This window comes from Clostridioides sp. LIBA-7602, assembly GCF_056688945.1.
In genome coordinates, this window is the sequence record NZ_CP196991.1 from 3391057 (window position 1) to 3416257 (window position 25201).

A 25201-nucleotide genomic window follows, 5' to 3' on the forward strand; every position below is an offset into this window, starting at 1 on the left:
CTTATTTTTATATTTATTTCTTACAATATCATTTTCTGACAGGTGGCATGTGTATTGACTTATCTAATATTCCCATAGACGCTTCTAAAAAAGCTTCTGATAAAGTTGGATGCCCATGCATAATACTTGCAACTTCTTCAACTGTCAACATAGCTTTCATTGCAACCACAGCCTCATGTATTAAATCGCTAGCATTAGGTCCTATAATATGAACACCATATATTGTAGTTTTATCCTTTGAGGCAATTATCTTAACCATGCCTTCTGAATCATTCATTGTAAGTGCCTTTCCATTCCCAGAAAACTGAAACTTACTGACAACATAATCTAAGTTTTTATCCTTAACTTCTTCCTCAGATAATCCAACTGTAGATACTTCTGGAAAAGTAAAAATTGAATTTGGCACTAAATTATAATCTACACTCGTTTTTTCTCCTACTATTCGTTCAACAGCAACTTTGCCTTCTTCAGATGCTACATGTGCAAGCATTACCCCTCCAATCACATCACCAATTGCATATATTCCTGGTATAGACGTACAATAATTTTCATCAACTTTTATCCCTTTTTTATCATATTTTACTCCTATACCATCTAGATTTAATCCCTCTACATCAAGTTCCCTTCCTGTGGATATAAGTATGTTGTCACAGGCTAGTTTTGTTTTTTCTCCATTCTTACTTATCTCTGCAACTAATCCTTCGCCATTCTTATATATTTCTTCTACTTTCGATGAAACTATTATTTTAATTCCTCTTTTATTTAGTAATTTGCTTAATCTAGAAGATACCTCTTTATCAACCATAGGAATTATAGTATCTAAAAATTCAACAATAGTCACATCTGAACCAAATTCGTTTAAGATTCCTGCAAACTCAATTCCTATAACTCCTCCTCCAACAATTACAATTTTCTTAGGCAAATTATTCATTTCTAAGGCTTCTTTACTCGTTATTACGCCTTCTAAATTAGCTCCTTTTATTGGTGGCTTAGAAGATTTTGAGCCAGATGCAATTAAAATATTTCTACCTTTAATTATTTTCTTAGACCCATCATCCAATTTTACTTCTACAGAATCTCTACTTATTAGTTTTGCTTCACCTTTTTCTATTACTACTTTATTAGCCTTTAATAGTCCTTTTACACCACTAGTTAAAGTTTTTACTACCTTTTTCTTTCTTGATTGTACTTTTTCTAAGTCCAGTTCATATTTGTCAACTTTTATACCGTATTCTTCAACATGATTAAAATAATTTAAAACTTGTGCATCCTTAAATAATGTCTTTGTAGGAATACAACCTGTATTTAAGCAAGTACCTCCAAGTTCATTTTTTTCTATAATTACAACATTTAATCCAAGTTGAGCTCCTCTAATTGCTGCAACATATCCTCCTGGTCCACCACCAATTACTATTAAATCAGTGTTCATCTTCACTATCCCTCCTTTTAAGTCATAAATATTAATCCACTATACACAAAATTTTGTTATCAATATTTATACGCTGTTAAATCTATTTGATTTTTAATATCATAATGAAGTTTTTGACGTGTAAATATAAAATTATTTTTATGAATTCCTATTGTCAATAATTCTGAATGTGGATGTTCTAAATGGCTATAAGGTATTGTACAACCTGGAGTCATACTTCCACCTACAAATACCATCGAATAATTTATAAAATATTCATCGAGTAACTTACTCTCTATTAAGTGCGTACAATATGAAGGAGATTCTACACACACTTTTTCTATCCCTAAATTTTTAAGAACATAAAGCAATACCTCAGAATCTGGCGTACTATCTTTTCCAGTGACAATTACAGGAAAAACATCAAAATCTTTATATAATTCTTCAAATGTATAATCATCAACATCCTTAATTGAACTGAAATTTCCTATACATACATGTTTTAAAGGAGAGTTTTCTTTTATATACTCCCAGCCGTTTGGAGATGTAGCTATAACCATTTTGTATTCTTGGCTTTTATCAACCTTAAATGTATAGTGATTAAATGGAATATCTGTAGCATCAAAAGAAACTACTACTCCACATGGTTGATATTTTTTATTTAAACAATCTTTTCTTTGTTGTGTCAGACCTTCATCATATACATGACATGTTATTCCAGGTTCATTTTGAAGAGTTCTGGCTCCAATAATCACAGCATCTGAACAAGCTCTTAATACATTTAAAACCCAAAAATCTGCTAGGGCACCATCTGGGTCTATAAAATTATTTTTCCCAATTAAAGGTCCTGCCTTATTATCTTCATAGGCCATCTTTCCATCTGAAGATAACACCATAGATGAAAATATGTATGGTCTTTTTTCACTTGCCTGAGGAAAAAATAATTCTGTATAATACTCTACAACATCTGGTACACATACATCTTCTTTAGAATTTGACTTTATTGTACTTAATATCTTTTCATTTCTATTTAATACATCTATTTTTAAATTACCTCTTGGTATACTGAAAAATTCAAGATTATTCATACTCTTACCATCCTCTCTTAATTGTTTTACAATCTATAAATTCTTTTTCCCCACTGTACATTACCTAGACCAACATCAGCTATTAATTTACTTGCTATTTGTTGAGTTTTATATAGTACCTTTTCTTCATCTATAGTTGTTATCTGATTATTCTCCATAACCACTTTTCCATCTATAATAGAAGTTTCTATATTATTTGGAGTAGATGAATATATTAGTGAACTAATTGGGTCGTGAATTGGTATAGAAATTGAACTTTTATATGGGTTATAAATTACAATATCGGCGTTTTTTCCTACCTCTATTGAACCTAGTGAATCTAATTTATTTATAGATTTTGCTCCCCCCAATGTTGCCATTTCAAGTACACTTGATGAAGGTAAAAGTTTTGCATCTCTATGAGTAACCTTTTGTAATAATGTAGTCATCTTCATTACTTCTAGCATATTTTGAGTATCATTACTAGCTGAACCATCGCATGCCAAACTTATAGTTAATCCCTCTTCTATAAACCTTGGAATTGGTGCCACTCCTGCTGCTAGAACCATATTAGATACAGGGTTATGAGATATTTTAACATCATACTTTTTAAATAACTCTATGTCTTCATCTGACATGTGTATACAATGAACTGCAATAAAATCAGGACCTAAAATCCCCATTTTTTCAAGATATGGTACAGTTCTCATACCTCTATCATCTAAACAATATTTATCATCATCTTCAGTTTCAAGTAAATGCATTGTTATTGGTATATTAAGTTCATCAGCTATCTTTCTTATCTCTTTATAGCCATCTTCTGTATTATCCCATATAATCCCAGGTGCCAATGCCATACTAATTCTTGAATGGTTTTTATATTTTTTATCTAATCTTCTGACATCATCAAAGAATTTTTGCTCTGTATCATGATAAGTACAACCAAATTCCTCAGGAAATTTACTTGTATCTGTAAATCCTCTGCCAAGTATCCCTCTTATTCCTAAGTCTTCAAGTGCTCGTATTATGCTATCATCGAGCCCTTCTTTTCCATGACAATACATATAATCGAGTATAGTAGTTGTACCTGTTTTAATTGCTTCTATACACCCTGTTAATGCCGCATAGTAGCAACACTCTTCATCTATCTTATGGATAGCTCTTCTAACAGAACTATCAAGCCAGTCTAGCAATAATTTATCTCTTCCTAATCCCTTTAACAAAGTCTGAAATAGATGAGAATGAGTGCTTATGAATCCAGGAAAAACCACTTTACCTTTAGCATCTATAGTTTTTTCTGAAATATATTTTTCTAATAAATTGGCTTTTCCTATATCAATTATCTTGCTATTTTCAATTATTATACAAGCATCATTTAATATTTCCCTCTCAGTATTCATTGAAACTAGATAAGCGTTTTTAATTATCAAATCTACTTTTCTCATGCAGTAACCTCCATATAATTTTCTGCCATACTTTAATTTTGACAGATAGTTTGGAGAGAAAAATCTTTCGAGAAACGCATAACAAACTATCTGTCGATTACTGTGGTGCTTATAATATTATTTTACATCCATCTAAAATCTAAGAGATTTTGAGTAACTTCTTGAAGAAAACGTGCACCAGGGGCTCCATCTACCACTCTATGGTCATGAGTCAAACTCATATTCATTATAGAACCAGCATAAAATGCACCATCTTTTACAAGAACCTTTTCTATTATACTTCCAATACCTAAAATGGCACTTTCTGGTGTATTTAATACTGGAGTAAAATATGTTATTCCGAACATGCCTAAATTAGTTATAGTAATAGTTCCATTACTCATTTCATCTTGATTTAACTGATTATTTTTAGCTCTTTCACTTAAATCACTCAACTCTATACATATTGTTCTTAAATCTTTTAAATTTGCATTCTTTATTACAGGTACTACTAATCCATTTGGAATGTCTACAGCTACACCTACATTAATTTCATCATTTATTTTAAAATGATTTTCATCAAATACTTGTGTTCTAAGTTTAGGATGATTTTCGAGTGCTTGGGCTACAGCTTTTATTATAAGAGCTGTATAACTCAATTTAACACCTACATTTTTATACTTTTCTTTTAGACTCTTATATACTTTGGTTAAATTTGTAATTTCTAATTCAGTAGCAATCGTAGTTTGAGCTGTTGTCAATAAACTCTCATGCATTTTTTTCGCTATTATATTTTGCATTTGAGTCATTTTAGTTACTACATCATTTTCCCCTATAGTTGCCTTAGCACTCTTTATTTGAGGAATAGATGTAGCATCTTGCCGTACTCCTTTTTCAGCTACTTTAATTTGATTAGTTTCAACGACCTTTTCCTCTAGATTTTTATTCATGAAATTTTTTAAATCATCAATTGTTATTGCTCCATGTATTCCTGTACCCTCTATGTTTGAGTAGTTAATTCCTTTCTCTTCAGCTATTTTTTTAGCTCTTGGAGTTATTTTCTTCTCTACCACTAAATTTTTTACCTCTGTTATCTGTTCTAAGCTTAAAGTATCTTCTTCTTTCTCTATATTTGTTTTAACTGTTTGATTAAGTCCACTAATATCTTCATTTTCATCTGCAATTATACAAATTATTTCTCCACAATTTACAACTTCACCCTCTTCAAACAGTATCTTTCTTAGTACCCCACTTTCTGTAGCTTCAACTGTATTTGTTATCTTATCAGTTTCAATTTCTAAAAGTTCATCCCCCTTATTTACAATGGCACCTTCTTCAATCAACCATGTGCCAATTGTCCCATCTTCCATAGAAAGACCAAACTTTGGCATTTTAACCTCTGTAATCATGACTTATCCTCCCTTGATTAATATTGCATAACTTCTCTACAAGCTCTAATTAGATTTTCTAATTTTGGCAAAACAAAATCCTCTAAAACTGGTGCATATGCTACTGGAGCATCAATTGATGTAACTCTTTTTATTGGTGCACTTAGATACTCAAATACATCTTCATTTATCATGGCAGATATTTCAGCCGCCCATCCTCCTACTCTTGGTCCTTCTTGAGCAATGACCAATCTGCTAGTTTTTGCTACTGACTCTACTATAGTTTTTTTGTCATAAGGAAAAACAGTTCTAAGGTCGATTATCTCTACATTAATTCCTTCTTTTTGAAGTTCATTTGCCGCTTTGTGTGCTAGACCTAACATCATTTGAGTAGCTACTATTGTAACATCACTACCTACTCTCTCAATCTCAGCTTCATATAGAGGAATCTCATATGGTTCAACTGGTACTTCACCTTTAACGTTATATAGCATTTTATGTTCCAAAAATAATACTGGATTATCGTTCTTTATAGCCGAAAGTAACATTCCCTTGGCTTCATAAGGTGTTGTTGGTGAAACTACTACAAGCCCTGGAGTATTCATAAACCATGATTCTGCACAAACTGAATGATGATATGCACAACGTATACCAGCACCCTGTACAGCACGAACTGTAATTGGACAATGAGCTTTCCCCTGAAACATAAAATTAAGCTTTGCTGCATTATTTACAAGTTGGTCAAAACAAACACCTAAAAAGTCTGCAAACATTATCTCAGGTACGGGTCTTAGTCCACAAAGTGCCGCTCCATTTGATAATCCTAATATAGCTGACTCAGATAAAGCTGTATCCTTGATTCTATTTGGCCATTTAGCCATTATTCCTTTGGTAATTCCAAAATCTCCACCCATTTTAGCGACATCTTCACCTAATATAAAAACTCTATCATCATTTTCCATAGCTTGATGAAGTGCTTCATTTATTGCCATTCCATACGAAAGTTTTCTTCCCATTATCTTATTTCCACCTCTCTATCAACATATGTGTGTGTAACTGCATCTTTAACATCTGGTGATGGACTCTCCAATGAGAATCTTAGCATTTCTTGAACATCATCTTCTATCTCTTCTTCAATATCTTTAAGTACATCGTCTGACATACCTTCTCTTTCAATAAGTATTTTTCTCGTTAACTTTATTGGGTCTCTGTCTTTCCAGTACTTAACTTCTTCTTCAGGTCTATATGCTGCTGGGTCCCCTGCAAAATGACCTTGCCAACGATAAGTAAGAAACTCTATCAATGTTGGACCTTCTCCTTTTCTTGCTCTATCTGCTGCTTTTTCTACTATCTCAATTACTGCTTCTACATCATTACCATCTACTCTATAACTTGGAATCTCGTATCCTTCACCCCATGTTTTTAATTCTTTTTGAGGATGAGAATCTGTATAGTGTGTAGATATAGCATACTGATTATTAAGCAAACAGTATATGATTGGTAGTTTCCATGTGGCTGACATGTTAAGGCTTTCATGACAAGTACCTTCTCCCAAAGTGCCATCACCTAAAAATACTGCTGTAACATCGTCAGTTTCTTTATATACAGATGCAAAAGCTGTACCTAGGCAAGTTACCATCGTAGAACCTTGTATTCCATTGAATCCCATATTTCTACATTCAATATCATTTATATGCATTGAACCACCTCTGCCACCATTTATACCTGTAGCTTTAGCAAATATTTCAGCCATTACAAGTTTTGGGTCGGTTCCACAAAGTGCTATAGTTCCATGTCCTCTATGGTCTGGAAATTTATAATCTGTTTTTCTAAGTGCATCTACTATACCTGCTTGACAAGCCTCCTGCCCTATACTTAAATGCACAAATCCTGGTATAGTTCCATTTGCAGCATACTCTTCTATTACTTCTTCAAATCTTCGAATCATAACCATATCACGGTATAATTTTTCTAATCTTGTTTTATCTAATACCATTTTGTATCCCCCTAAACTAATAGAATTTAAATCATTTATTTTAAGAAACTTCTTTCAAGAGCTGAATAGTTTATCTCTCCTGATGAAAATGATTTTCCAGTATTTATATTGTGTATCTGTATTTTGCCAATTGAATGTACATCATGGTCTACATAGAAAAAATCTCTTCCTGCTTTTTCAAATACATCCTCAAACAACTCTCCATAATTTGGAGATGATGTTTTTCCTGCCAATTGGTGTATAGTCTTTGCAATAGCAGTGTCAGTTGAGTCTACCCAAAACTCAGTTTCACTACCATAAATTAATGCATCATTTATTCTTCCCATAGTTTTAATTTCATCTTTTACTATTGGTGCTATTGGTGCTTTTCCTCTTGCAAGTACAATTTGACCTGCATCGAAGTTTTTTTCAAACATTTTATGACATACTTGCTCAATGATTCTTGCTGATACTTGCATTGATGCTACAATACATGTACTCGGTGAAATCAATATATATGTGTCTTCTGGTTTTACTCTACAAGCATTTGCAATTTCTAAAATGGTTTTCTCATCAGGGTATTTTACATCTTGAATGCATAAGACTGCTTCATGATAATCATCTTCATATGGAGTCATTTCAAAATACCAATCTGATTTAACTCTTGCTAAAGCTCTTGCTGGACCTGACCCTATAGTTGCAAACTCTCCTTCACCCAGTTTCCATCCTGCAATCTGTGAACCCATACATGCAATTAAAGGCTTATCTATGAATACTTCAACAGATGAAAAAGAATATTCTTCATTTAATTTAAAATCTCCCAGTGTTACTATTCCTAAATCACCTATAGAAGCTCTGGTAAATAAAACACCTGCTTTCCAACTTCCACTACAATTTAGACCCATATCAATTATAGTTGCTCCACAATCTGTCTTAATAACTTCACATCCTAATGATTCTGCATCTTCCAGTATTTCTCTTACTACTACCATTGCCTTTTTATTTAAACTTATCATTTTTATACCTCTCAATATATTTTATTTATGCCTTTTTTCCACAGACATCAATTGCAGCCCCCATTATTGGACTAGCTTCATCAGATGCTAAAAAAGTCACAACCTTTGATACTTCTTCTACTTGCAACATTTCTTCAAGTGGTATTGTAACTGCATCATCATAGTCAAATCTTTTTCTTGTATATTCTGTATTTGTCATTCCTAAATATATTGCGTTTACATTAATTCCATATTCTTTCACTTCTTCAGATAAAGTTTGAGTAAAACTTACCACGCCTCCTTTAGAAGCTGCATATGCACCAAATCCTGGAAAAAAGTGCTTTGCTGCTGTAGAACTAATATTTATTATTTTTCCATATCTTTTATCTATCATTGTCTTGAGAACAGCCTTAGTACAATAAAAAGTTCCACTCAAATTCGTCTTTATTTGAGCATCCCATTCTTCAGCTGTAGTGTCAATTACTGGAGATGATTTATGAATAGCAACATTATTAATCAAAACATCTACAACTCCAAAGTTTTCTATTAAATTTTTAAAGCAATTGTCTACTTCTTCAGAGTTACTTACATCACAAACTGAAACAAATGCTCTACCGCCAGATTTGATGATTTTCTCTGCAATATTATCCAACTTACTTTTAGTTCTACCAAGCAAAATTACAATTGCCCCTTCTATACCAAAATCTAAAGCAAAACCTGCTCCTAAGCCTTGACCTGCTCCTGTTATCACAACAACTTTATCTCTAAACCTTAAATCCACAACCATCACACCCCTTACATTTACATAATTTATACTTACTCTAGAGAAAATTATTACACTACAATATCTAAAATTTCTTAAATAGTTTTCTATTTTTTATAAGAGAAGATTAAATATTTATATTCTCTAGTAAAATATCTTTCTTTAATGGCAAACTATAAAAATCACACTTCAATGCATTTGCTACAGCATTTGCCACTGCTGGTGCTGATGGTACTACTGAACATTCCCCTATACTCTTAGCTCCAAATGGACCTCCAGGTTCTCCACATTCTATCATCCCTACTTTTATCTTAGGCATTTCACTTGCTTTTATCATGTGGTACGAACGAAATGAATTAGCCTTTATTCTTCCTCTATCATCAAATTCAAGTGCCTCTGTCAACGCATATCCTATTCCCATTTGAATTGCTCCTTCAATCTGACCTTCTACAGACATTGGGTTTAGTGCTTTTCCTACATCATGCACTGCCACATATTCTAACACCTTTACATTTCCTAATTTTGTATCAACTTCAACTTTGGCAAAATGTGCACCATATGAACTTGCACCAGTATTTGAAGCAAATGTTTCAACCCCAATAATTTCTCTTAAATTTACTCTTTGTGCATGTATCATGACATCACACAATGTAGCTTGTTTATCTTTGTTTTTAATAGAATATACTTTGTCATTTTTTAATTCTATACATTCCTCATCCTCTTCCAAAAGTTGCGATGCTTCTTTTAAAAGTTGTTTTTTCACTGAATTTGCAACTTTTAAAGCTGCATTTCCAGATACGAATACTCCTCTACTTGCATAGTCACCTAGATTCCATGGTGATGCTTCTGTATCTGCCTGTATACATTCTATTTTTTCTTGTCTTATTCCAAGTATTTCAGATATAATTTGTACTTGAACACTTACAGATGCATTTCCCATATCGTGAGTACCTGTATATAATACAGCTGAACCATCTTCATTCATCTTAAGCATCAGAGCTGTTATATCTCTATGTGCCCCAAAGCATCCATTTCCATGTGAACCAACTGCCATACCTATACCAATTAAGAATCTACCACTTGGATCGTTTTGTTGTTTAATCTGTTTTTTCCATTCAAATAGTTCCATTCCTTTCTTGATACAGTCCATTGGTCTTGGATTTCCATGAGGACTTTTAAATCGCTGATCTATTCCATCAGGCTCAACTAAATTCTTAAGTTGTAAATCTAAAATATCCATGTTGAGTTTCTTTGCAATTTTATTTAGTTGTGATTGTTGAGCAAAGAAAGCTTGTGGAGAACCATATCCTCTCATAGCTCCTGCAATTGGAGTATTTGTATACACTGGAATCCCAGTGTATCTCATATTTTCAATTTTATATGCTTTAAATACTTTATGGCTCATAGCTCCTATCACATTTAAGGCACTTGATGCATATGCTCCTGTATTTGTAATAACTTTCATATCTTGTGCTATAATTTGACCATCTTTCATAGCACCTGTTTTTAGGTATACAACTGCACCATGTCTAGTTCTTGTTGAGGCTATAGTTTCTCTCCTATTAAGCTCTAATTTGACAGGTCTACCTGATAGTTTTGCTAGCAAAGCTACTATTGGCTCAATAGTAATTTCCAATTTGCCTCCAAAAGCACCACCAATAGCTGGACTTATCAATCTTACTTTATTCATTGGCAATTCAAATATTTTAGATAATATTACTCTAAAAGCAAAAGTATTTTGATTAGGGCTATAAACTGTAAGTTTTCCACTATAATCATAATCTGCAATAGCAACATGAGTTTCTATAGCTCCATGATGTATAGCTGGTAGTGTATATTTATCTTCAAAAACATAATCAGCTTTTTTCATAGCTTCTTCCACATTTCCACATTCTTGCACATTTTCTGGAAGTTTATTACCGCCTTTATGTATTGGATATGCATTTTCTTTTATTGCTTCTTCTGGATTGAATACTGAAGGTAATTCTTCATACTCAACTTCAATAAGTTTCAATGCCTTTTCAGCTGTTTTTAAATCTTCAGCTGCAACAGCTGCAACTTTATCCCCCACAAAACGAACAACATCGTCAAAAATATATTCAACTTCAGGCAACTCATGCTCATAAAACCTCATTGCACTATTAAAAGCTATTCTTGGTGAATTTTTATATGTAGCTACAGCTTTTACTCCTTCTAACTTTTCTGCTTTTGATGTGTCTATTCTCTTGATTTTTGCATGTGCTACAGGACTAAATAATACTTTTGCATATAGCATATTTGGGATTTTCATATCTGCTGTATATCTAAGTTGACCAGTGGCTTTAAGCACGGCATCCCTTATTGGAACTCTTCCACCTATAACACTTAGTTCATTACTCACATACCACACCTCCCATCCTTTTTGCTGATAAAAGTATAGCCTCAACAATTTTTACATATCCTGTGCATCTACAAAGATTATTGTCTATGGATTTTCTAATATCCATTTCAGAAGGATTTGGATTTTTATCCAACAAAGCTTTTGCTGACATTATCATACCTGGAGTACAATACCCACATTGTACAGCTCCACAATCAATAAATGCTTGTTGGATTGGATGTATACTGACTCCATCTGATAACCCTTCAATTGTCAGGATTTTCTTACCCACTGCGTTTTTTGCTAAAATCAGACATGAATTCACTGCTTCTCCATCTAAAATTATTTTACAAGCTCCACAATCACCTGTACTACATCCACATTTACTTCCAGTTAGATTAAATTTTTCTCTTAAGACATAAAGTAAAGTCCACTTATTTTCTATGGCTACCTCTCTGACTCTGCCATTTATATCGAGTTCAATAACCTCCATAATCTTCACCTTCCATCTACAGAATTTAATTATGTATATCTCTACAAAATTGAGATTTTAATTACTTTGTCTATATTATTTAAGCCCTTTTTTCAACTCTTTTTCACACAAAGCCCTCTAATTATGGCTAAAAAAAGAGGAGCAAGGCGCTCCTCTTGGATATCCTTTCAGATTATACTTTTATTAAAATGAGTATCATATCTTTTGATTATTCAAATTTTTAAGGTTTTTGGGTAAAAAAAATAGAAGCAAGGCGCTCCTTCTTGGATATCCTTTCAGATTGTATTATAAGCTATTAGGTTTCCTTCAAAGTTCAATCCTATTTTTGGTAAAAAAAATAGAAGCAAGGCGCTCCTTCTTGGATATCCTTTAGAATTACGTTCTCTAAGCTTTACAACTTACTTCACTTTCAACTACATCTTCTTTTTCTTTAGGTAATATGATATTTAGTATTAAAGACAATAAAGCTGTTCCAGATATACCAGTCATTAAAGTGACTACTATACTTGGTAAAAATGCTAATGCAGCTTGATTAAAATAACCACCCATACCAATACCTAATGAAACTGCTAAAATTGTTATATTGCGATTTGTCATTTTACCCATTCCAATAACTTTAATACCTGATGATGCAATTGTTCCAAACATCATAACTAATGTTCCCCCAATAACTGGGTCTGGTGTTAAAGCTAATATTTGTGCAAACTTTGGGAAAAATGCTAAAATACCTAACATTACTCCTCCAAGTGCTACTATGTACCTACTTGCAACACCTGTCATACAAATTATTCCTATGTTTGGGCTACCTGATATAACTGGAAGTCCATTGAACAAAGCTGCAAAACAACTTCCAACTCCATCTGCTCTTACTGCTCTCATCAATTCTGTTTGTGTAGGTAATCGATTCTCAACAGAGCTGACAACGCCTGTCGTATCTCCTATTATTTCCATAACTGTAACAATATGAATCGTACATATGGTCATAATAGCCCCTAAGTTGAACTCCAGCCCCCAAAATACAGGCTTTGGCATTGCAAACCAATTTGCTTGTGCCATACTAGAAAAATCAACCATACCAAATATCACTGCTACTACATACCCTATCACTATTGAAATTATTATGGATGCTACCTTTAGAAAACCTTTTCCGAATTGATTTAAAATGAGTGTCAACAGCAATGTAAATACAGCTAAAGAAAAATTAGCAACTACATCTGGGCTATGAACATCAAATGATACTGCATAGTCAAACGAAGAACTCATAAGTGATAACCCAACTGCTAAAACGACACTTCCTGTAACCGTAGGTGTAAAATATTTATGCAAATATTTTACTGCATATGGTCCTACTAAAGTTAAAACTACACTTCCTACAAGTACTGCCCCAAAAGCTCCAGCAATACCAACATCATTATTTGTACCTAAGGCAATTAATGGTGCTACAAAGGTGAAACTACCACCAGTAACAATTGGCAACCGTGACCCTACTGGCCCAATCCCCATAGATTGCAGTATGGTGCTCACTCCTGCAATCAACATCGAACATTGAATCAAAAATGCAGTCTCACTTAGTGAGAGACCCATGCCAACAGCTACTAAAATAGCACCAGACATAGTACCCGCAAAAGCAGAAAAAACATGTTGCATACTAAGCGGTATTGCTGTTAGAAACTTTGGCTTGTCGTTAAATCCATACTTGTAATTTTCCATATCTTACCCCTTATCGCTCCCGCCATTGCCGCCAAATGTATGGAGCTATGTAATAAATTATTAGTAACCTTAAAAGTTAGAGCCTAATAAATATTGCACAGTTAAATTATGAAGTTTTAGTTATACATTTTGAAATTAGAAAAGCTCTAATTTAAGGAGTGGCGGAGGATTACTTACTAAAAAAATAAAACGTTTGCTTTTAGCATTATTTTTATTTTTTGTAAACTAGGTAATTAATCCGATTTTTAATTGTATTATACAGTCATGATTTTATACTGTCAAGATTATTCTGACAATTTAATTTCAACTTTATTTATATTTCTTAAAATAAAAATAATACTTATTTTGTAGAACAAAGTCAGAATTAAAATTCTTTAATGCTTAAATATATGTTATTTTTTTATCATTTTTACTTAGCTTTATAAGATATATATAAAGAATTATAGCTTAATCTAAAGTTATTTTACATGTTATATTTCTACGATAACCATAATATATAATACTTATCTATATTACATTTATCATATTTTGTATAAGTAAATTATGTTAACTAATAGGTAGAAAAGCTCTTCTTAAGCAGTTAGAAATTTTCTTTATCAGACAACTGTAATACTGTGATAAATACTATATTTTACATATACTCACAACCAACAAACGTATATATTTAAAATCATAATTTTATTTTATATCATTTTAATATATATAACATAATTTGAATTATTTCTATGATTTTTAAGTCATGAAATATATAATTATTTTTTTAATATAACTTCCATATTTTCGTTATAATTTTATCATTTTTTGTTTATAAAGTATTTTTCCCAAAACGATATAATTTTTTATTTATCCAATTTTTCTACATAATTTAATGTTTAAAAATATTAATTTTTTCACTACAGAATAGAAATATTTTTTATATGCATCTTCACTTTTATTAAAATAAATTAAATTTTATTACTATAAGTAAAAACGAAACATGATTTTTATTTAAATAAATTTCAAATTTCGTCTTTACTTGTTTGGTATTTATTTAATTTTTAGATTTCTATTATTTTCAAGAATTTATTTTTTTAATACTTCACCATATTGATTACCAGTAACCTTCCCATCTTCCAATGCAATTTTTCCATTTACAATTACATATTCAACACCTGTAGCTAATAATTGTGGATTTGAAAAATCAATATTTTCTGACCTAGGATAACTATAGTTCTCCATATCAATAACAGCTATATCAGCTATTTTTCCTTCTTCAAGAATACCTCTATTTTTTATTTTAAACTGCCTAGCTGGTAATGAGGTTACTCTTCTTACAATTTCTTCTAGTCTTACACCTGATTTTCTGTACATATTGAAGAAAATTGGAAAAGCTCCTCTTCTTTGTAGTTCAAACCATGACATATCCCCACCTACACTAAACAAACAATCTGAACCAACCATAACAAATGGGTTATCAATTATTTTATCATCATGCAATTTATCCGGAAAATCAGCTCTATACATTCCCCCTAAACAAAAGATAAGCTCTTCATCTCCATATAAAAGTAAATCGAGTAATAACTTGTCCTCATCCATACCTTTTTGTATGGCTATTTCACGTATTGATTTCTTTTCCATGTCAATATCCTTAGTGTTTAGGAGTATTATACTCCCTCTATCTCCAAGTATAAATGCCTCTTTTAATATAAGCGCTCTTCCCTCTTCATTTCTAAGAGCATCCATTACTCCATCTATACCTAATTCAAATAGACTAGATGATATTGCCATAATAAATTGAATCACTCTTTTTTTCTTCATGCAATGCCCAGAACTTCTTGGCACTGTATCAACCATTATATCAACACCATTGTATCTTGCTTTTAATATCTCATCAAAGGCTTCTACTTCAACTGGACTTAAATGCGATACTTGGACTCTAGCACCACTTTTTTGACCTACCTCTATAGTTTCTTTTACTGCATTATATCTTCCTATGTAATCTCTAATATGAGATGTATATATACCATCCTGTTCTTTAATTAACTTTGCAATATCAACCAGTTCATCGATATCAGCATACTTACTTGGTATATATGCCAATCCAGTAGATATTCCAAAAGCTCCGCTTTTCATGCCATCATTTATTATCTCTGCAATTTCATTTTTTTCTTTTTCTGTAGGAGGTCTATCTTTAGACCCTCCCATAACACTCCATCTTATAGTACCATGCCCCAATAAAAATCCCATATTAATAGAAATACTACTTTCAGATATAAGGTCGCAATATTCTGTAAAATTATTCCAATATTTATTTTTATCTATAAGATATTTTTTCTCTTCTTCAAGTAATAGGCCGTTTTTATACATATATTCATATATATTTTCAGAAGAATATGGTGTTATAGAATGTCCACAGTTACCATTTATAGTTGTTGTAACTCCTTGTTTTAGGAATTTTTCAAATTTTCCATCTAGTATTGCTACTATCTCTTCATGAACATGAGGGTCAATAAATCCAGGTGTTATAACTTTTCCACAACAATCAATTTCTTTATTTGTATTTTTATTTATCTCAGAATTTATTTTAACTATTAAGTTGTCTTTAATTGCTATATCCCCATAAAAACCAGTATTTCCCGTACCATCTACTATAAATCCATTTTTTAAGATTAAATCGTATATCAAGATACTCCCTCCCTAAAGCCACATTTTTAGTAATATTCATTGTAATTTTTTATACCTTAAAAGTAAATTATTATATTTAAAAACTTATTATCATTTCACTATTGTTAATCGCTAAGCTTATCTTTATACAGAGCTCTTGCAATTAATATAGTTCCAAATACACATATAAGAACTACTAAGGACTGAGGTATTATACCTTGCTTTGATAGTATAATAGTCAATACAGATATTACGATTGCTACTAAACCTAATTTTTTATCTTGTAAGAATACTTGTCCAAATACTGACCCAAATAGAGCTGGTAAGATTAAATTTAGTTTCTCTACTACTTCAGCTGGAATCTTAGATAATACACTTCCTCCTAGAATTACTCCTATCGTTAATATACTTATATTCACTAAAATAGATACAGCTATACCTATTGTAGATATTATTGAACCTTCTTCTGTTCCTGATTCAACTTCTGCTGCTTTTTGAGCTGCTATTGAACATGGGAGCCTCATATTAGATATATTCCCAGAAAGAAAACTCATATAAGTTCCTGGTATACCTAAAATTGGCGAATAAGAAACTGGTTCTATTATATAGTTTGGTGCACTCATACTAACAATTGCCATCGTACTTGCCAATAGTGCTGATATTGGAGGCATAAGACCAAATCCAAAACTCAAAATTATTCCAGGTACCAATGCTGCTATAATACCCAAAGATAATGTCAATCTTCCATACCTTATCATAAAAGGTAAGTATTCTTCATTGTATATAGATTTTACTTTACTCATAAAACTCCCCCCTTTATATTATTGAAGCTATTATCATTCCGCTGAACATTGATATTGTAAGCCCCCACTCTCTTAACCATTTTATATTTTTCTTCTTTTCAAGCATACATAATATTATCATTATAACCATCCCACTTATACATGCGATTGTACCATTATCAAAACGCAACACCCTATCAGCGTTTAGATATGCAAATGAACCTAGCATAGCTCCTAAAGATATTATTGGTATAAATGATTTCTTTCCACTAGATATAACATTGGTTATCTTATCTAATTTATGTCCAAATAGTAATGTGAATATTATCCATCCTAAAGAACCCAGTATCATAGTCCAAACTGCATTTGTAAATGCAAGTTTTGTCATTTCAGAAGAACCCAAAGTTATACCTAATGCATCTGTACCAAATCCAGCTGACATAGATTCAAAAATTACAGAACCTATAAAAGATAGTCTCATCCATGCTATAGGTCCACCCATAGTAACTATAAGTGATACCATTCCAGCAAATATAGTCATTGAAGGTCCTATAGCTGAAATAGCACTACTTTTGACAGCTGACTTTATTTGTTTATCTGTTATTCCCATTGTTTTACCAACTTTACAAGACTTTATAGCAAATATAAGTGACTGTACTACTACTATTGATACTGCTACTGTACTTGCTATCCACAAGAGTGGATGATTAGCTAATTTTAAATAATCCATTTATAAAACCTCCCTATAAATCCTCAAATTTTATTAATACTTCTACTCTATTTACTTATTTCCATACCTGCTTCAATACCCTAAGTATATTTCCACCTAGTACCTTTTCTATTTCCTCATCACTATAACCATGTTTTACTAGATATCTAACAATATTTTTTGAAGTCTCAGTTGGATTCTCAAGACCTTTTACGTATTCTACTTTTGGATGTTCTTTTGTACCTGTTATCTTTTTTATATCAAATCTAGCAGCTAGTACTGAGTGTAATTTTACATGGTCACCATATACTGTATCTGGCCCAAAAGCCACATGGTCTATTCCTACTAAATTTTTAATATACTCAAAATGCTCCATAAATGACTCTATTGAATGTTCTTTATTTTTCTCAGTTATCGTCGTATGAGGTGCTGCTTCTACACCTATAACCCCTCCTTTTTTAGCACATGCTATTAGCACTTCGTCTGGAGTTAGTCTCTTTGTATCCCATAAACTTCTTGCCCCAACATGGCTTAATATTATTGGGTCCTTACTATACTCTATAACATCAAGTGTTGTCTGTACTCCAACATGAGAACAATCTATTGCCATTCCAATCTTATTCATTCTTTCAACAGCTTTTCTACCAAAATTTGTAAGACCGCCATCTTTTTCTTCTTTTAATCCTGAGCCTAGTGCATTGGATTCACTGTATGTAATACCCATTAACCTTATACCAAATCCATATAGTATATCTATTCTATCAAGTTCATTCTCTATTGGTGCTGCCCCTTCTAGTGTTGGTATTAATGCCACTTTACCTTCACTTTTAGCTCTGTATATATCCTCCACTTTTTCACACTTTATAACAAAATCTTGGTGTGCTAAATCACATAACCTCATACCTAAATCTATTAATATATCATCCCACTTCCATCCTGCATTTGATGTTATTGTACATACACCATCCATTAAATTATCAAATATAGCATCGTAATATCCTCTTGATAATGCTTCATAAGCACATCTTTGTTTGCCCTCTCTATTGTATTCAAATATATCTCTTTCTAAGTGTTCTGGAAATAAAACTGGATGTTCATGTAGTGATATAAATATTTTGTTATCTACTATATTTTTAACCTTAGCTTCTTGAACATCATCTAACTCGATAAGGTACTCTTTTACTCTCTTATCTCCTTTACACATCTCAATATATGAAATATCTTTTCCCTTTTCTAAATAACTATAAGCTTCATATCCTTTATAAGCTGACTTCATAACAATATCCTCCAAATTCTACAATTTTTTATATTTTCACTATGTAGCAATTGATATGCCAAAATATAAATTTTAATTGTATATTAAATCTTTCAAAAAATAAAAACGGTAGTAAAGTGATGATTTACTACTGTTTATTAGAAATAATATTTTTTATTTTTAATTTAATACTTTTAAAATTATCTCAATATTTAAAATAATTTTACTTATTTAGAATTATTATAGGGAGTTTTTAGGGGATTTCACATTTATAGCCCCCTATATTTCCCCCTTGAATTTTACATATGATATAAAATTCTTTCCTTCATCAGTTATAAAACTCCCTTGTTTTTTTACTCCAGATGACAGTAATCCATGTTTTTTTAACTTATCTATTCTTTTTCTAATTTGGTCTACACTTAATGTCATACTTTTTTCTTTTAAGATTTCTTGTAATTTATTTCTTCCTAATGATATATTTTTATTATTCCAAGTTTCTATACTCATCAATATACAAATACTCTCATTAAAGAAATTTGATTGTTTAAAATCCAATATAATTGAATCAAAATTTTCATTAACTAAAGTATTGTTATTTTGAAATTTAAATTGTTCTGGCAAATGCTCATAGTCTACTCTATCTTCCTCTACTATAGTGTCGATATAATAAATCAAATTCTTAAGCTCTCTCACATTACCTGGCCACTCATACAATTTTAATACCTGCATTGATTTTTCTGTAAAACATTTATTGCTATTTATTTCATCCAAAAAATACTTACTTATAAGGGGTATATCTTCCTTACGCTCCCTAAGCCTTGGTATTTCTATATGTAATACATTAATCCTATAATACAAATCTTCTCTAAAAGAACCTTCTTTGATTTTTTTCTTCAAATCTTTATTTGTAGCAGCTATAATTCTAACATCTATTGGTATAATTTTACTTCCGCCCATTCTCATAACTTCTTTTTCTTGTAAAACTCTCAACAATCTTTGCTGTACCTCTAGAGAGATATCACCTATCTCATCTAAAAAAATTGTTCCTGTATGTGCTCTTTCAAATATCCCTATTTTTCCGCCTTTTATCGCACCTGTGAAACTGCCTTCTTCATACCCAAAAAGTTCGCTTTCAATAAGTGTATCTGACAAAGAAGATAGATTGACTGCAACAAACGGCTTGTCTTTTCTTAGAGACTCATTGTGTATTGCCTGGGCAAATATTTCCTTTCCTGTTCCATTTTCCCCAAGTATCAACACAGAAAAATCTGTAGATGCTATTTTTCTTGCTATATTAATTTTTTCTTTTATTATTTTACTCTCACCTACAACATTCTCAAATGTGTACTTTGATACAAATCCCTTTGTCTGAAATTTATTTTGAATCTTATCCTCAAGCATCTGAATTGCACTTATATCTTTAATACTTATAATACTTTTTATTCGTTCATTATTTTCATACACATTTACTTTATTAATTATGAGTTTTTTGTTATTTAGGCTTACTACTTCATCACTAACTTCATCCTCTTGAAAAAATATTTTTTTAATAATTTTATCACTAAATAAATCCATAAAATTATTAGATATAATCTCATTTTGGTCTATTCCAACTAGATTAGAAAATACTTTATTGCAATATATAAATTTCCCTAATTTATCAATAGAAGCAATACCTTCATCGATAATCTCCAAAAAACTCTTCATAGTTTTATTCATGGTTGTATAGTATCTATATCCACTTACTGTGTCTTCATTATATTTTTCTTTAATAATATGTAGTTTATCTATAGATATATTCAGCTTTGTAAAGATTTCTATAACTGTATTTATATCGATTATTTTAGCCCCTATATCTATTATTTGCTTTAAGTTCTGTGGTACTCTATTTCTACTTCCTGTAATAATTCCAATCTCACATTTAGACTTATCACATCCTGGATAATATGGTATTAGATTAATATGAATTAATCCTAATTTTTTAATTATCTTGGCGGTTTCATCTGCTGATTCTTTATAATCATCTATAACCATAACTTCAGAATCATTTTCTATACTTATTATCTGGTTTATATTTTCAATATTTATTGTACGATGTACTATTACAATAGGTATATTTTTATCTATATTATTGTGTATATGCTCTTTTATCTCATTATCTGAACACACTATAAGCTCATACTTTAATAGTTCAATATTTATGCTATCCATATAGACTAAATTATCTATATTACAAAATTCTCCAAATATATTTTCTAATTGTTTTGAGATATCTATATTTATTTTGTCATCTGTTGATACAAATAAAATATTATGTTTTTTCATACCATCACCTCCTGTTTAGTTAATATAGAAACTAATAATTTGGTCTATTGTAGCACTTTTTAAAAAAGTTTTAAATCTTAAAAAGCATATTTTATATCATTTGTTATTATTTTCCATAGGAAAACAGTGTATCTTCTATTTTTTCATCTATACTTCAATTTCTAATATGATTATTTTGACGTTGTTGTAATAGTAACAAAAATTTAATATAATATTGTTAATGCATCAACGAATTGGAGGACGGTTCATGAATAAAGAAGAACAAGTCATAACAGGCTTTAGGAACTTATTTAACAAACTGGCTTGGCTTAATAAGTCTAAGATGGAAGAGGCACTTAAGGATTATAAACCTTCTGAGGTACATTGTATAGAATACATTGCAAAAAATACAGATTCCAACGTAACAAAACTTGCAGAATCTTTTTATATGACTAGAGGAGCTATGAGCAAAATAACTAAAAAGCTCATGAAAAAAGGCTATATTGAAAGTTATCAAAAACAGGATAACAAAAAAGAAATCTATTTTAGGCTTACTAAACAAGGAAAAGAAATTAACAAGGTTCATGAGGAACTGCATAGAGAATTTCAAGAAAGAGATAAAACTGTATTTGAAGATGTAACAGAAGAACAGTTTAACAGTATGATTAACCTTGTAGAAAAGTATAACAGGCATTTGGATGCAGAGATTAGAAAACTTGATATAGATATTAAATCAGAATAAATTTAAATGAATAAAATGAAACTGTAGCAACCAAACTCTGATGAGAACAGGTTGCTTTTTTATCGCCATTTTTTGTTGACAAAGAAACAAAATGATGATACGATAAATATGTTTCCAAGGAATCAAAATCAACTTTTGAAAGGAGAATTTAAATGTTCAAATTTAAATCAAACAATAGAGGAAGCATAGAACAAACCCTAAATAAAAAAGCTTTAACATCTGGTCTTATGTCTGTGTTTCTTTGTGGAATAGGCTTCAGTATTATAAATCCTGTTGTTCCATTCTTAGTACAACCTTATATAACTAACCCCCAAAATCAAGCCATAGTCGTTACTCTACTTACATCCATTTATGCATTCTGTGTATTTTTTGCTGCTCCTGGACTTGGGGCCTTAAGTGATAGATATGGCCGTCGACCTTTACTCTTAATATGCTTCCTAGGCTCTGCAATTGGATACTTAATCTTTGGTATAGGAGGAGCTCTATGGGTATTATTTGCAGGACGTATAATAGAAGGACTAACAGGAGGTAGTATAAGTACTATCTTCGCATATTTTGCAGATATCACCCCTATAGGACAACGAACAAAATACTTTGGGTGGGTTAGTGCAGTTGCAGGTGCAGGTGCTGCTATAGGACCCACTATTGGAGGATTACTTGCAAGATTTGGTTATTCTGTACCTATGTATTTCGGTGCAACAATTACTTTATTAAATTTTATCTATGGATTCTTATATATGCCTGAGAGCCTTGACAAAACTAATAGACTTAAGAAGATTACTTTTGTAAGATTGAATCCCTTTACTCAACTCACAAATGTACTTTCCATAAATAACTTAAAAAGATTACTTATCTCAGGATTTTTACTTTGGATACCCAATGGCTCTTTACAGGCTGTCTTTTCTCAATTTACACTAGATACTTTCAATTGGGGACCTACACTAATTGGGCTTATGTTTTCAATTATGGGTATACAAGATATAATTTCACAAGGCTTTATAATGCCAAAGCTTTTATTAAAGCTTAGTGATGTACAAATAGTAATTTTAGGAATGGTTTCGGAGATTGCAGGTTACTGCTTTATTGCAGCATCAGCTTTACTCTCATTCTATCCCCTTTTTATTATTGGAATGTTTATATTTGGCTTTGGTGATTCAATTTTTGGACCTTCATTCAATGGAATGGTATCCAAATCTGTTGATTCTAGTGAACAAGGAAGAATTCAAGGAGGTAGCCAATCTATTCAATCTTTAGCGAGAATAATTGGACCTATCATTGGAGGTCAAATCTATGTATCATTTGGTCATGCTTCCCCTGCTTTCATGGGTATAATACTTATATCAGCAGCAATATCAGTCCTATACAAAAGTATACATATAAATAAATAGACATATTCTTTATTCAGATAAGCATTTATTTTTATTTTTGATTATAGATTAATTAATTTCTCTTTATAGAGGAATTCTTCCTAAATAACATACATAGCAGTTAACTTTAATGACATATAATAATAGGGTCTCAGAACTTAGTGATAGTTCTAAAACCCCATTTATCTATAGTATATGAAGTGGCATAAGACTTAATCTATACCACTTTATATAATATTATCTTATTTTTAAATGCTACTAAAATATTTCTATTCCTCTAAAAACTGTAAAAATTCCTGATTAAATAGTTTGAGTTCATCATAGAATATAGCATGACCACTATACTCAAAAGTATATAAAGTTGAATCTTCTATTTTTTCATTCATAAAAACTGCAAACTCATATGGGCATACTTGGTCTAATTTTCCATGGAATATACCTGTTGGCACTCTTACACATTTTAAATCGTTAAACAATTCTTCATCTCTTAAAGATACAGCTGTTCCAATCGTGCCAATACCCGATGCGCTAAAACCAATGTCGTCAAACCACCTTCTAAAACTTTCTGATGGATTAGATGCAAATACTTTTTCTCCAAAATTACTTACCATTTCTGGTCTATCAGTACATGCCTGAGCTATTAATTTATTAACATCCTCACGTGTCATACCATATGGAAACTCTGGAGGTCTTTGTACAAATGATGGTGCAGCGGCAGCAAACAATGCCAATTTTGATACACCATACCCATGAAATAGACTCATATATCTAAGTACAATTGCTCCCCCCATTGAAAAACCAACAAGGGTAAAATCTCTTAATCCAAGAGCATGCACCACCTTATAAATATCATCTGCTAATTGGCTATAATTATACCCTCCTGATGTTGCATCAGACTTGCCAAAACCTCTTAAATCAATTGAAACTGTTCTATATCCAAGTTTTGGCAGTATATTAGTTTGATATTCAAATATCTCATGCCCTAATGGCCAACCATGTATAAAAAGTACTGTTTTTTTAGCGTGCGGATTTAAATCATACACTGCTATATTTATACCATTTACATATACATAATACATATCAATAGCAACTCCCTTCAAGAAAATTTATGATATCTATTTTATATATATGAATAAAATTATGAATAGCTAAACTTTCGAGTTTATCTGCAGTACTTTTCTATTGCTTTTTTAAACAAGCCTACATGAACTTTTTCGTCTAAAATTATTCTATTTAATATAGCTTTTATATAAGGGTCTTCTATAATACTTATATCTCTATAATAATTATCAATAGCTACATACTCCAAGTGTAAATCTGATTTTAGTCTGTCGCAAATGGAATCTCCATAATATACAAAACTGCCATTCCAATATGCACCACATGAACTTGTAGAACCCCTGTATACAGGGTTTCCACCCAACAATCTTATTGTCTTTGCCAATATCTCCATATGTAACATCTCTGTTATAGATATATTTACCCACATTTCATTAAGTTCTTTATAATTTTCATCTGAATCAAAATCATGGTACAAGTACTGTGTTACACTTGTAAATTCACTAGCTCTACCAGAATAATCATCCATCAGTAGTTCTGCATAATACTTATTTGGTCCTAAGACTCTTATTTCTGGGTATGGTTCATCACTTGAATATCCCTTTCTCTTGTGCATATCGTAATGTGCATCACTCATAATATATCCTCCTCTAAATTTAACATATGATATTAATTGTATGCATATAAATCCGTCTCTATGATTTAAATACTAAAACTTAAATTACATAGTAAAAAGCCATGTTAATTTTGATTAACAT

Annotated in this window: 20 protein-coding genes; 2 read left to right on the forward strand and 18 right to left on the reverse strand. The window is 31.3% G+C overall.

The features are described 5' to 3' along the window. Positions 1-28 precede the first annotated feature (28 nt). The 16 genes from lpdA to ACTG45_RS16000 all read right to left on the reverse strand — a co-directional run bounded on the left by lpdA (position 29) and on the right by ACTG45_RS16000 (position 21296). Complete coding sequence (gene lpdA / locus ACTG45_RS15925; protein WP_479919368.1) at positions 29-1429, reverse strand: dihydrolipoyl dehydrogenase; 1401 nt, start codon at positions 1427-1429, stop codon at positions 29-31. A gap of 59 nt (positions 1430-1488) precedes the next feature. Next, positions 1489-2496, reverse strand: a complete 1008-nt coding sequence (locus tag ACTG45_RS15930) for a dihydrofolate reductase family protein (RefSeq protein WP_021385895.1) — start codon at positions 2494-2496, stop codon at positions 1489-1491. A 26-nt stretch (positions 2497-2522) separates the two neighbouring features. Next, complete coding sequence (locus tag ACTG45_RS15935; protein WP_479919369.1) at positions 2523-3920, reverse strand: amidohydrolase family protein; 1398 nt, start codon at positions 3918-3920, stop codon at positions 2523-2525. A 122-nt stretch (positions 3921-4042) separates the two neighbouring features. Next, positions 4043-5308, reverse strand: coding sequence for a dihydrolipoamide acetyltransferase family protein (locus ACTG45_RS15940; RefSeq protein WP_479919370.1), 1266 nt, complete (start codon positions 5306-5308; stop codon positions 4043-4045). Positions 5309-5325: 17 nt separating this feature from the next. Continuing rightward, on the reverse strand, positions 5326-6303 hold the full coding sequence (locus ACTG45_RS15945; RefSeq protein ID WP_479917414.1) for an alpha-ketoacid dehydrogenase subunit beta: 978 nt from the start codon (positions 6301-6303) through the stop codon (positions 5326-5328). Then, entirely contained in the window at positions 6303-7283 is a 981-nt protein-coding gene (locus tag ACTG45_RS15950; protein ID WP_479917415.1) for a thiamine pyrophosphate-dependent dehydrogenase E1 component subunit alpha, read from the reverse strand. Before ACTG45_RS15950 ends, ACTG45_RS15945 begins: the two co-directional genes overlap by 1 nt. 35 nt (positions 7284-7318) lie before the next feature. Continuing rightward, entirely contained in the window at positions 7319-8278 is a 960-nt protein-coding gene (gene mch / locus ACTG45_RS15955; RefSeq protein WP_021385945.1) for a methenyltetrahydromethanopterin cyclohydrolase, read from the reverse strand. Positions 8279-8303: 25 nt separating this feature from the next. Beyond that, positions 8304-9038: an SDR family oxidoreductase gene (locus ACTG45_RS15960; protein ID WP_234781140.1), complete on the reverse strand. Its 735-nt coding sequence runs from the start codon at positions 9036-9038 to the stop codon at positions 8304-8306. Between the two features lie 109 nt (positions 9039-9147). Next, positions 9148-11400 carry a xanthine dehydrogenase family protein molybdopterin-binding subunit gene (locus tag ACTG45_RS15965; protein WP_479919371.1) on the reverse strand — a complete coding sequence of 751 codons (2253 nt, stop codon included), beginning with the start codon at positions 11398-11400 and terminating at the stop codon, positions 9148-9150. Beyond that, complete coding sequence (locus tag ACTG45_RS15970; RefSeq protein WP_021385912.1) at positions 11393-11872, reverse strand: (2Fe-2S)-binding protein; 480 nt, start codon at positions 11870-11872, stop codon at positions 11393-11395. The genes ACTG45_RS15965 and ACTG45_RS15970 overlap by 8 nt, the downstream gene beginning before the upstream one ends. Positions 11873-12256: 384 nt before the next feature. After that, positions 12257-13582 (reverse strand): solute carrier family 23 protein, encoded by a 1326-nt coding sequence (locus tag ACTG45_RS15975; protein WP_044213891.1) that lies wholly within the window; start codon positions 13580-13582, stop codon positions 12257-12259. Positions 13583-14644: 1062 nt separating this feature from the next. Next, on the reverse strand, positions 14645-16246 hold the full coding sequence (locus ACTG45_RS15980) for an N-acyl-D-amino-acid deacylase family protein (RefSeq protein ID WP_479919372.1): 1602 nt from the start codon (positions 16244-16246) through the stop codon (positions 14645-14647). Between the two features lie 104 nt (positions 16247-16350). After that, a complete protein-coding gene (locus ACTG45_RS15985; protein ID WP_021385833.1) occupies positions 16351-17028 on the reverse strand; it encodes a hypothetical protein in 678 nt (225 codons plus the stop codon). A 13-nt stretch (positions 17029-17041) separates the two neighbouring features. Then, positions 17042-17737, reverse strand: a complete 696-nt coding sequence (locus tag ACTG45_RS15990; protein WP_021385864.1) for a DUF5058 family protein — start codon at positions 17735-17737, stop codon at positions 17042-17044. 55 nt (positions 17738-17792) lie between these two features. Beyond that, positions 17793-18992 carry a dipeptidase gene (locus ACTG45_RS15995; protein WP_479917420.1) on the reverse strand — a complete coding sequence of 400 codons (1200 nt, stop codon included), beginning with the start codon at positions 18990-18992 and terminating at the stop codon, positions 17793-17795. A gap of 258 nt (positions 18993-19250) precedes the next feature. After that, the gene (locus tag ACTG45_RS16000) at positions 19251-21296 is read right to left on the reverse strand and encodes a sigma-54 interaction domain-containing protein (RefSeq protein ID WP_021385845.1); all 2046 of its coding nucleotides are present in this window, start codon (positions 21294-21296) and stop codon (positions 19251-19253) included. Positions 21297-21543: 247 nt separating this feature from the next. Between ACTG45_RS16000 and ACTG45_RS16005 the strand changes: the two genes are divergently transcribed. Continuing rightward, the gene (locus ACTG45_RS16005) at positions 21544-22017 is read left to right on the forward strand and encodes a MarR family transcriptional regulator (protein ID WP_021385842.1); all 474 of its coding nucleotides are present in this window, start codon (positions 21544-21546) and stop codon (positions 22015-22017) included. 152 nt (positions 22018-22169) lie between these two features. Continuing rightward, on the forward strand, positions 22170-23405 hold the full coding sequence (locus ACTG45_RS16010; protein ID WP_479919373.1) for an MFS transporter: 1236 nt from the start codon (positions 22170-22172) through the stop codon (positions 23403-23405). Positions 23406-23653: 248 nt separating this feature from the next. Here ACTG45_RS16010 and ACTG45_RS16015 read toward each other — a convergent pair whose 3' ends face one another. Together ACTG45_RS16015 and ACTG45_RS16020 are read right to left on the reverse strand one after the other, a co-directional pair. Continuing rightward, the gene (locus tag ACTG45_RS16015) at positions 23654-24463 is read right to left on the reverse strand and encodes an alpha/beta fold hydrolase (protein ID WP_021385929.1); all 810 of its coding nucleotides are present in this window, start codon (positions 24461-24463) and stop codon (positions 23654-23656) included. Between the two features lie 83 nt (positions 24464-24546). Then, positions 24547-25080 carry a ferritin-like domain-containing protein gene (locus ACTG45_RS16020; RefSeq protein ID WP_021385885.1) on the reverse strand — a complete coding sequence of 178 codons (534 nt, stop codon included), beginning with the start codon at positions 25078-25080 and terminating at the stop codon, positions 24547-24549. Positions 25081-25201 lie beyond the last annotated feature (121 nt).

What these genes read in the sequence shown, in the direction of transcription:
- mch (WP_021385945.1), bottom strand. Translation starts at nt 8,278, where the DNA reads ATGATAAGTTTAAATAAAAAGGCAATGGTAGTAGTAAGAGAAATACTG.
- ACTG45_RS16015 (WP_021385929.1), bottom strand. Translation starts at nt 24,463, where the DNA reads ATGTATTATGTATATGTAAATGGTATAAATATAGCAGTGTATGATTTA.
- ACTG45_RS15970 (WP_021385912.1), bottom strand. Translation starts at nt 11,872, where the DNA reads ATGGAGGTTATTGAACTCGATATAAATGGCAGAGTCAGAGAGGTAGCC.
- lpdA (WP_479919368.1), bottom strand. Translation starts at nt 1,429, where the DNA reads ATGAACACTGATTTAATAGTAATTGGTGGTGGACCAGGAGGATATGTT.
- ACTG45_RS16010 (WP_479919373.1), top strand. Translation starts at nt 22,170, where the DNA reads ATGTTCAAATTTAAATCAAACAATAGAGGAAGCATAGAACAAACCCTA.
- ACTG45_RS16020 (WP_021385885.1), bottom strand. Translation starts at nt 25,080, where the DNA reads ATGAGTGATGCACATTACGATATGCACAAGAGAAAGGGATATTCAAGT.
- ACTG45_RS15975 (WP_044213891.1), bottom strand. Translation starts at nt 13,582, where the DNA reads ATGGAAAATTACAAGTATGGATTTAACGACAAGCCAAAGTTTCTAACA.
- ACTG45_RS15985 (WP_021385833.1), bottom strand. Translation starts at nt 17,028, where the DNA reads ATGAGTAAAGTAAAATCTATATACAATGAAGAATACTTACCTTTTATG.
- ACTG45_RS15995 (WP_479917420.1), bottom strand. Translation starts at nt 18,992, where the DNA reads ATGAAGTCAGCTTATAAAGGATATGAAGCTTATAGTTATTTAGAAAAG.
- ACTG45_RS15940 (WP_479919370.1), bottom strand. Translation starts at nt 5,308, where the DNA reads ATGATTACAGAGGTTAAAATGCCAAAGTTTGGTCTTTCTATGGAAGAT.
- ACTG45_RS15990 (WP_021385864.1), bottom strand. Translation starts at nt 17,737, where the DNA reads ATGGATTATTTAAAATTAGCTAATCATCCACTCTTGTGGATAGCAAGT.
- ACTG45_RS15945 (WP_479917414.1), bottom strand. Translation starts at nt 6,303, where the DNA reads ATGGGAAGAAAACTTTCGTATGGAATGGCAATAAATGAAGCACTTCAT.
- ACTG45_RS15950 (WP_479917415.1), bottom strand. Translation starts at nt 7,283, where the DNA reads ATGGTATTAGATAAAACAAGATTAGAAAAATTATACCGTGATATGGTT.
- ACTG45_RS15930 (WP_021385895.1), bottom strand. Translation starts at nt 2,496, where the DNA reads ATGAATAATCTTGAATTTTTCAGTATACCAAGAGGTAATTTAAAAATA.
- ACTG45_RS15935 (WP_479919369.1), bottom strand. Translation starts at nt 3,920, where the DNA reads ATGAGAAAAGTAGATTTGATAATTAAAAACGCTTATCTAGTTTCAATG.
- ACTG45_RS16000 (WP_021385845.1), bottom strand. Translation starts at nt 21,296, where the DNA reads ATGAAAAAACATAATATTTTATTTGTATCAACAGATGACAAAATAAAT.
- ACTG45_RS16005 (WP_021385842.1), top strand. Translation starts at nt 21,544, where the DNA reads ATGAATAAAGAAGAACAAGTCATAACAGGCTTTAGGAACTTATTTAAC.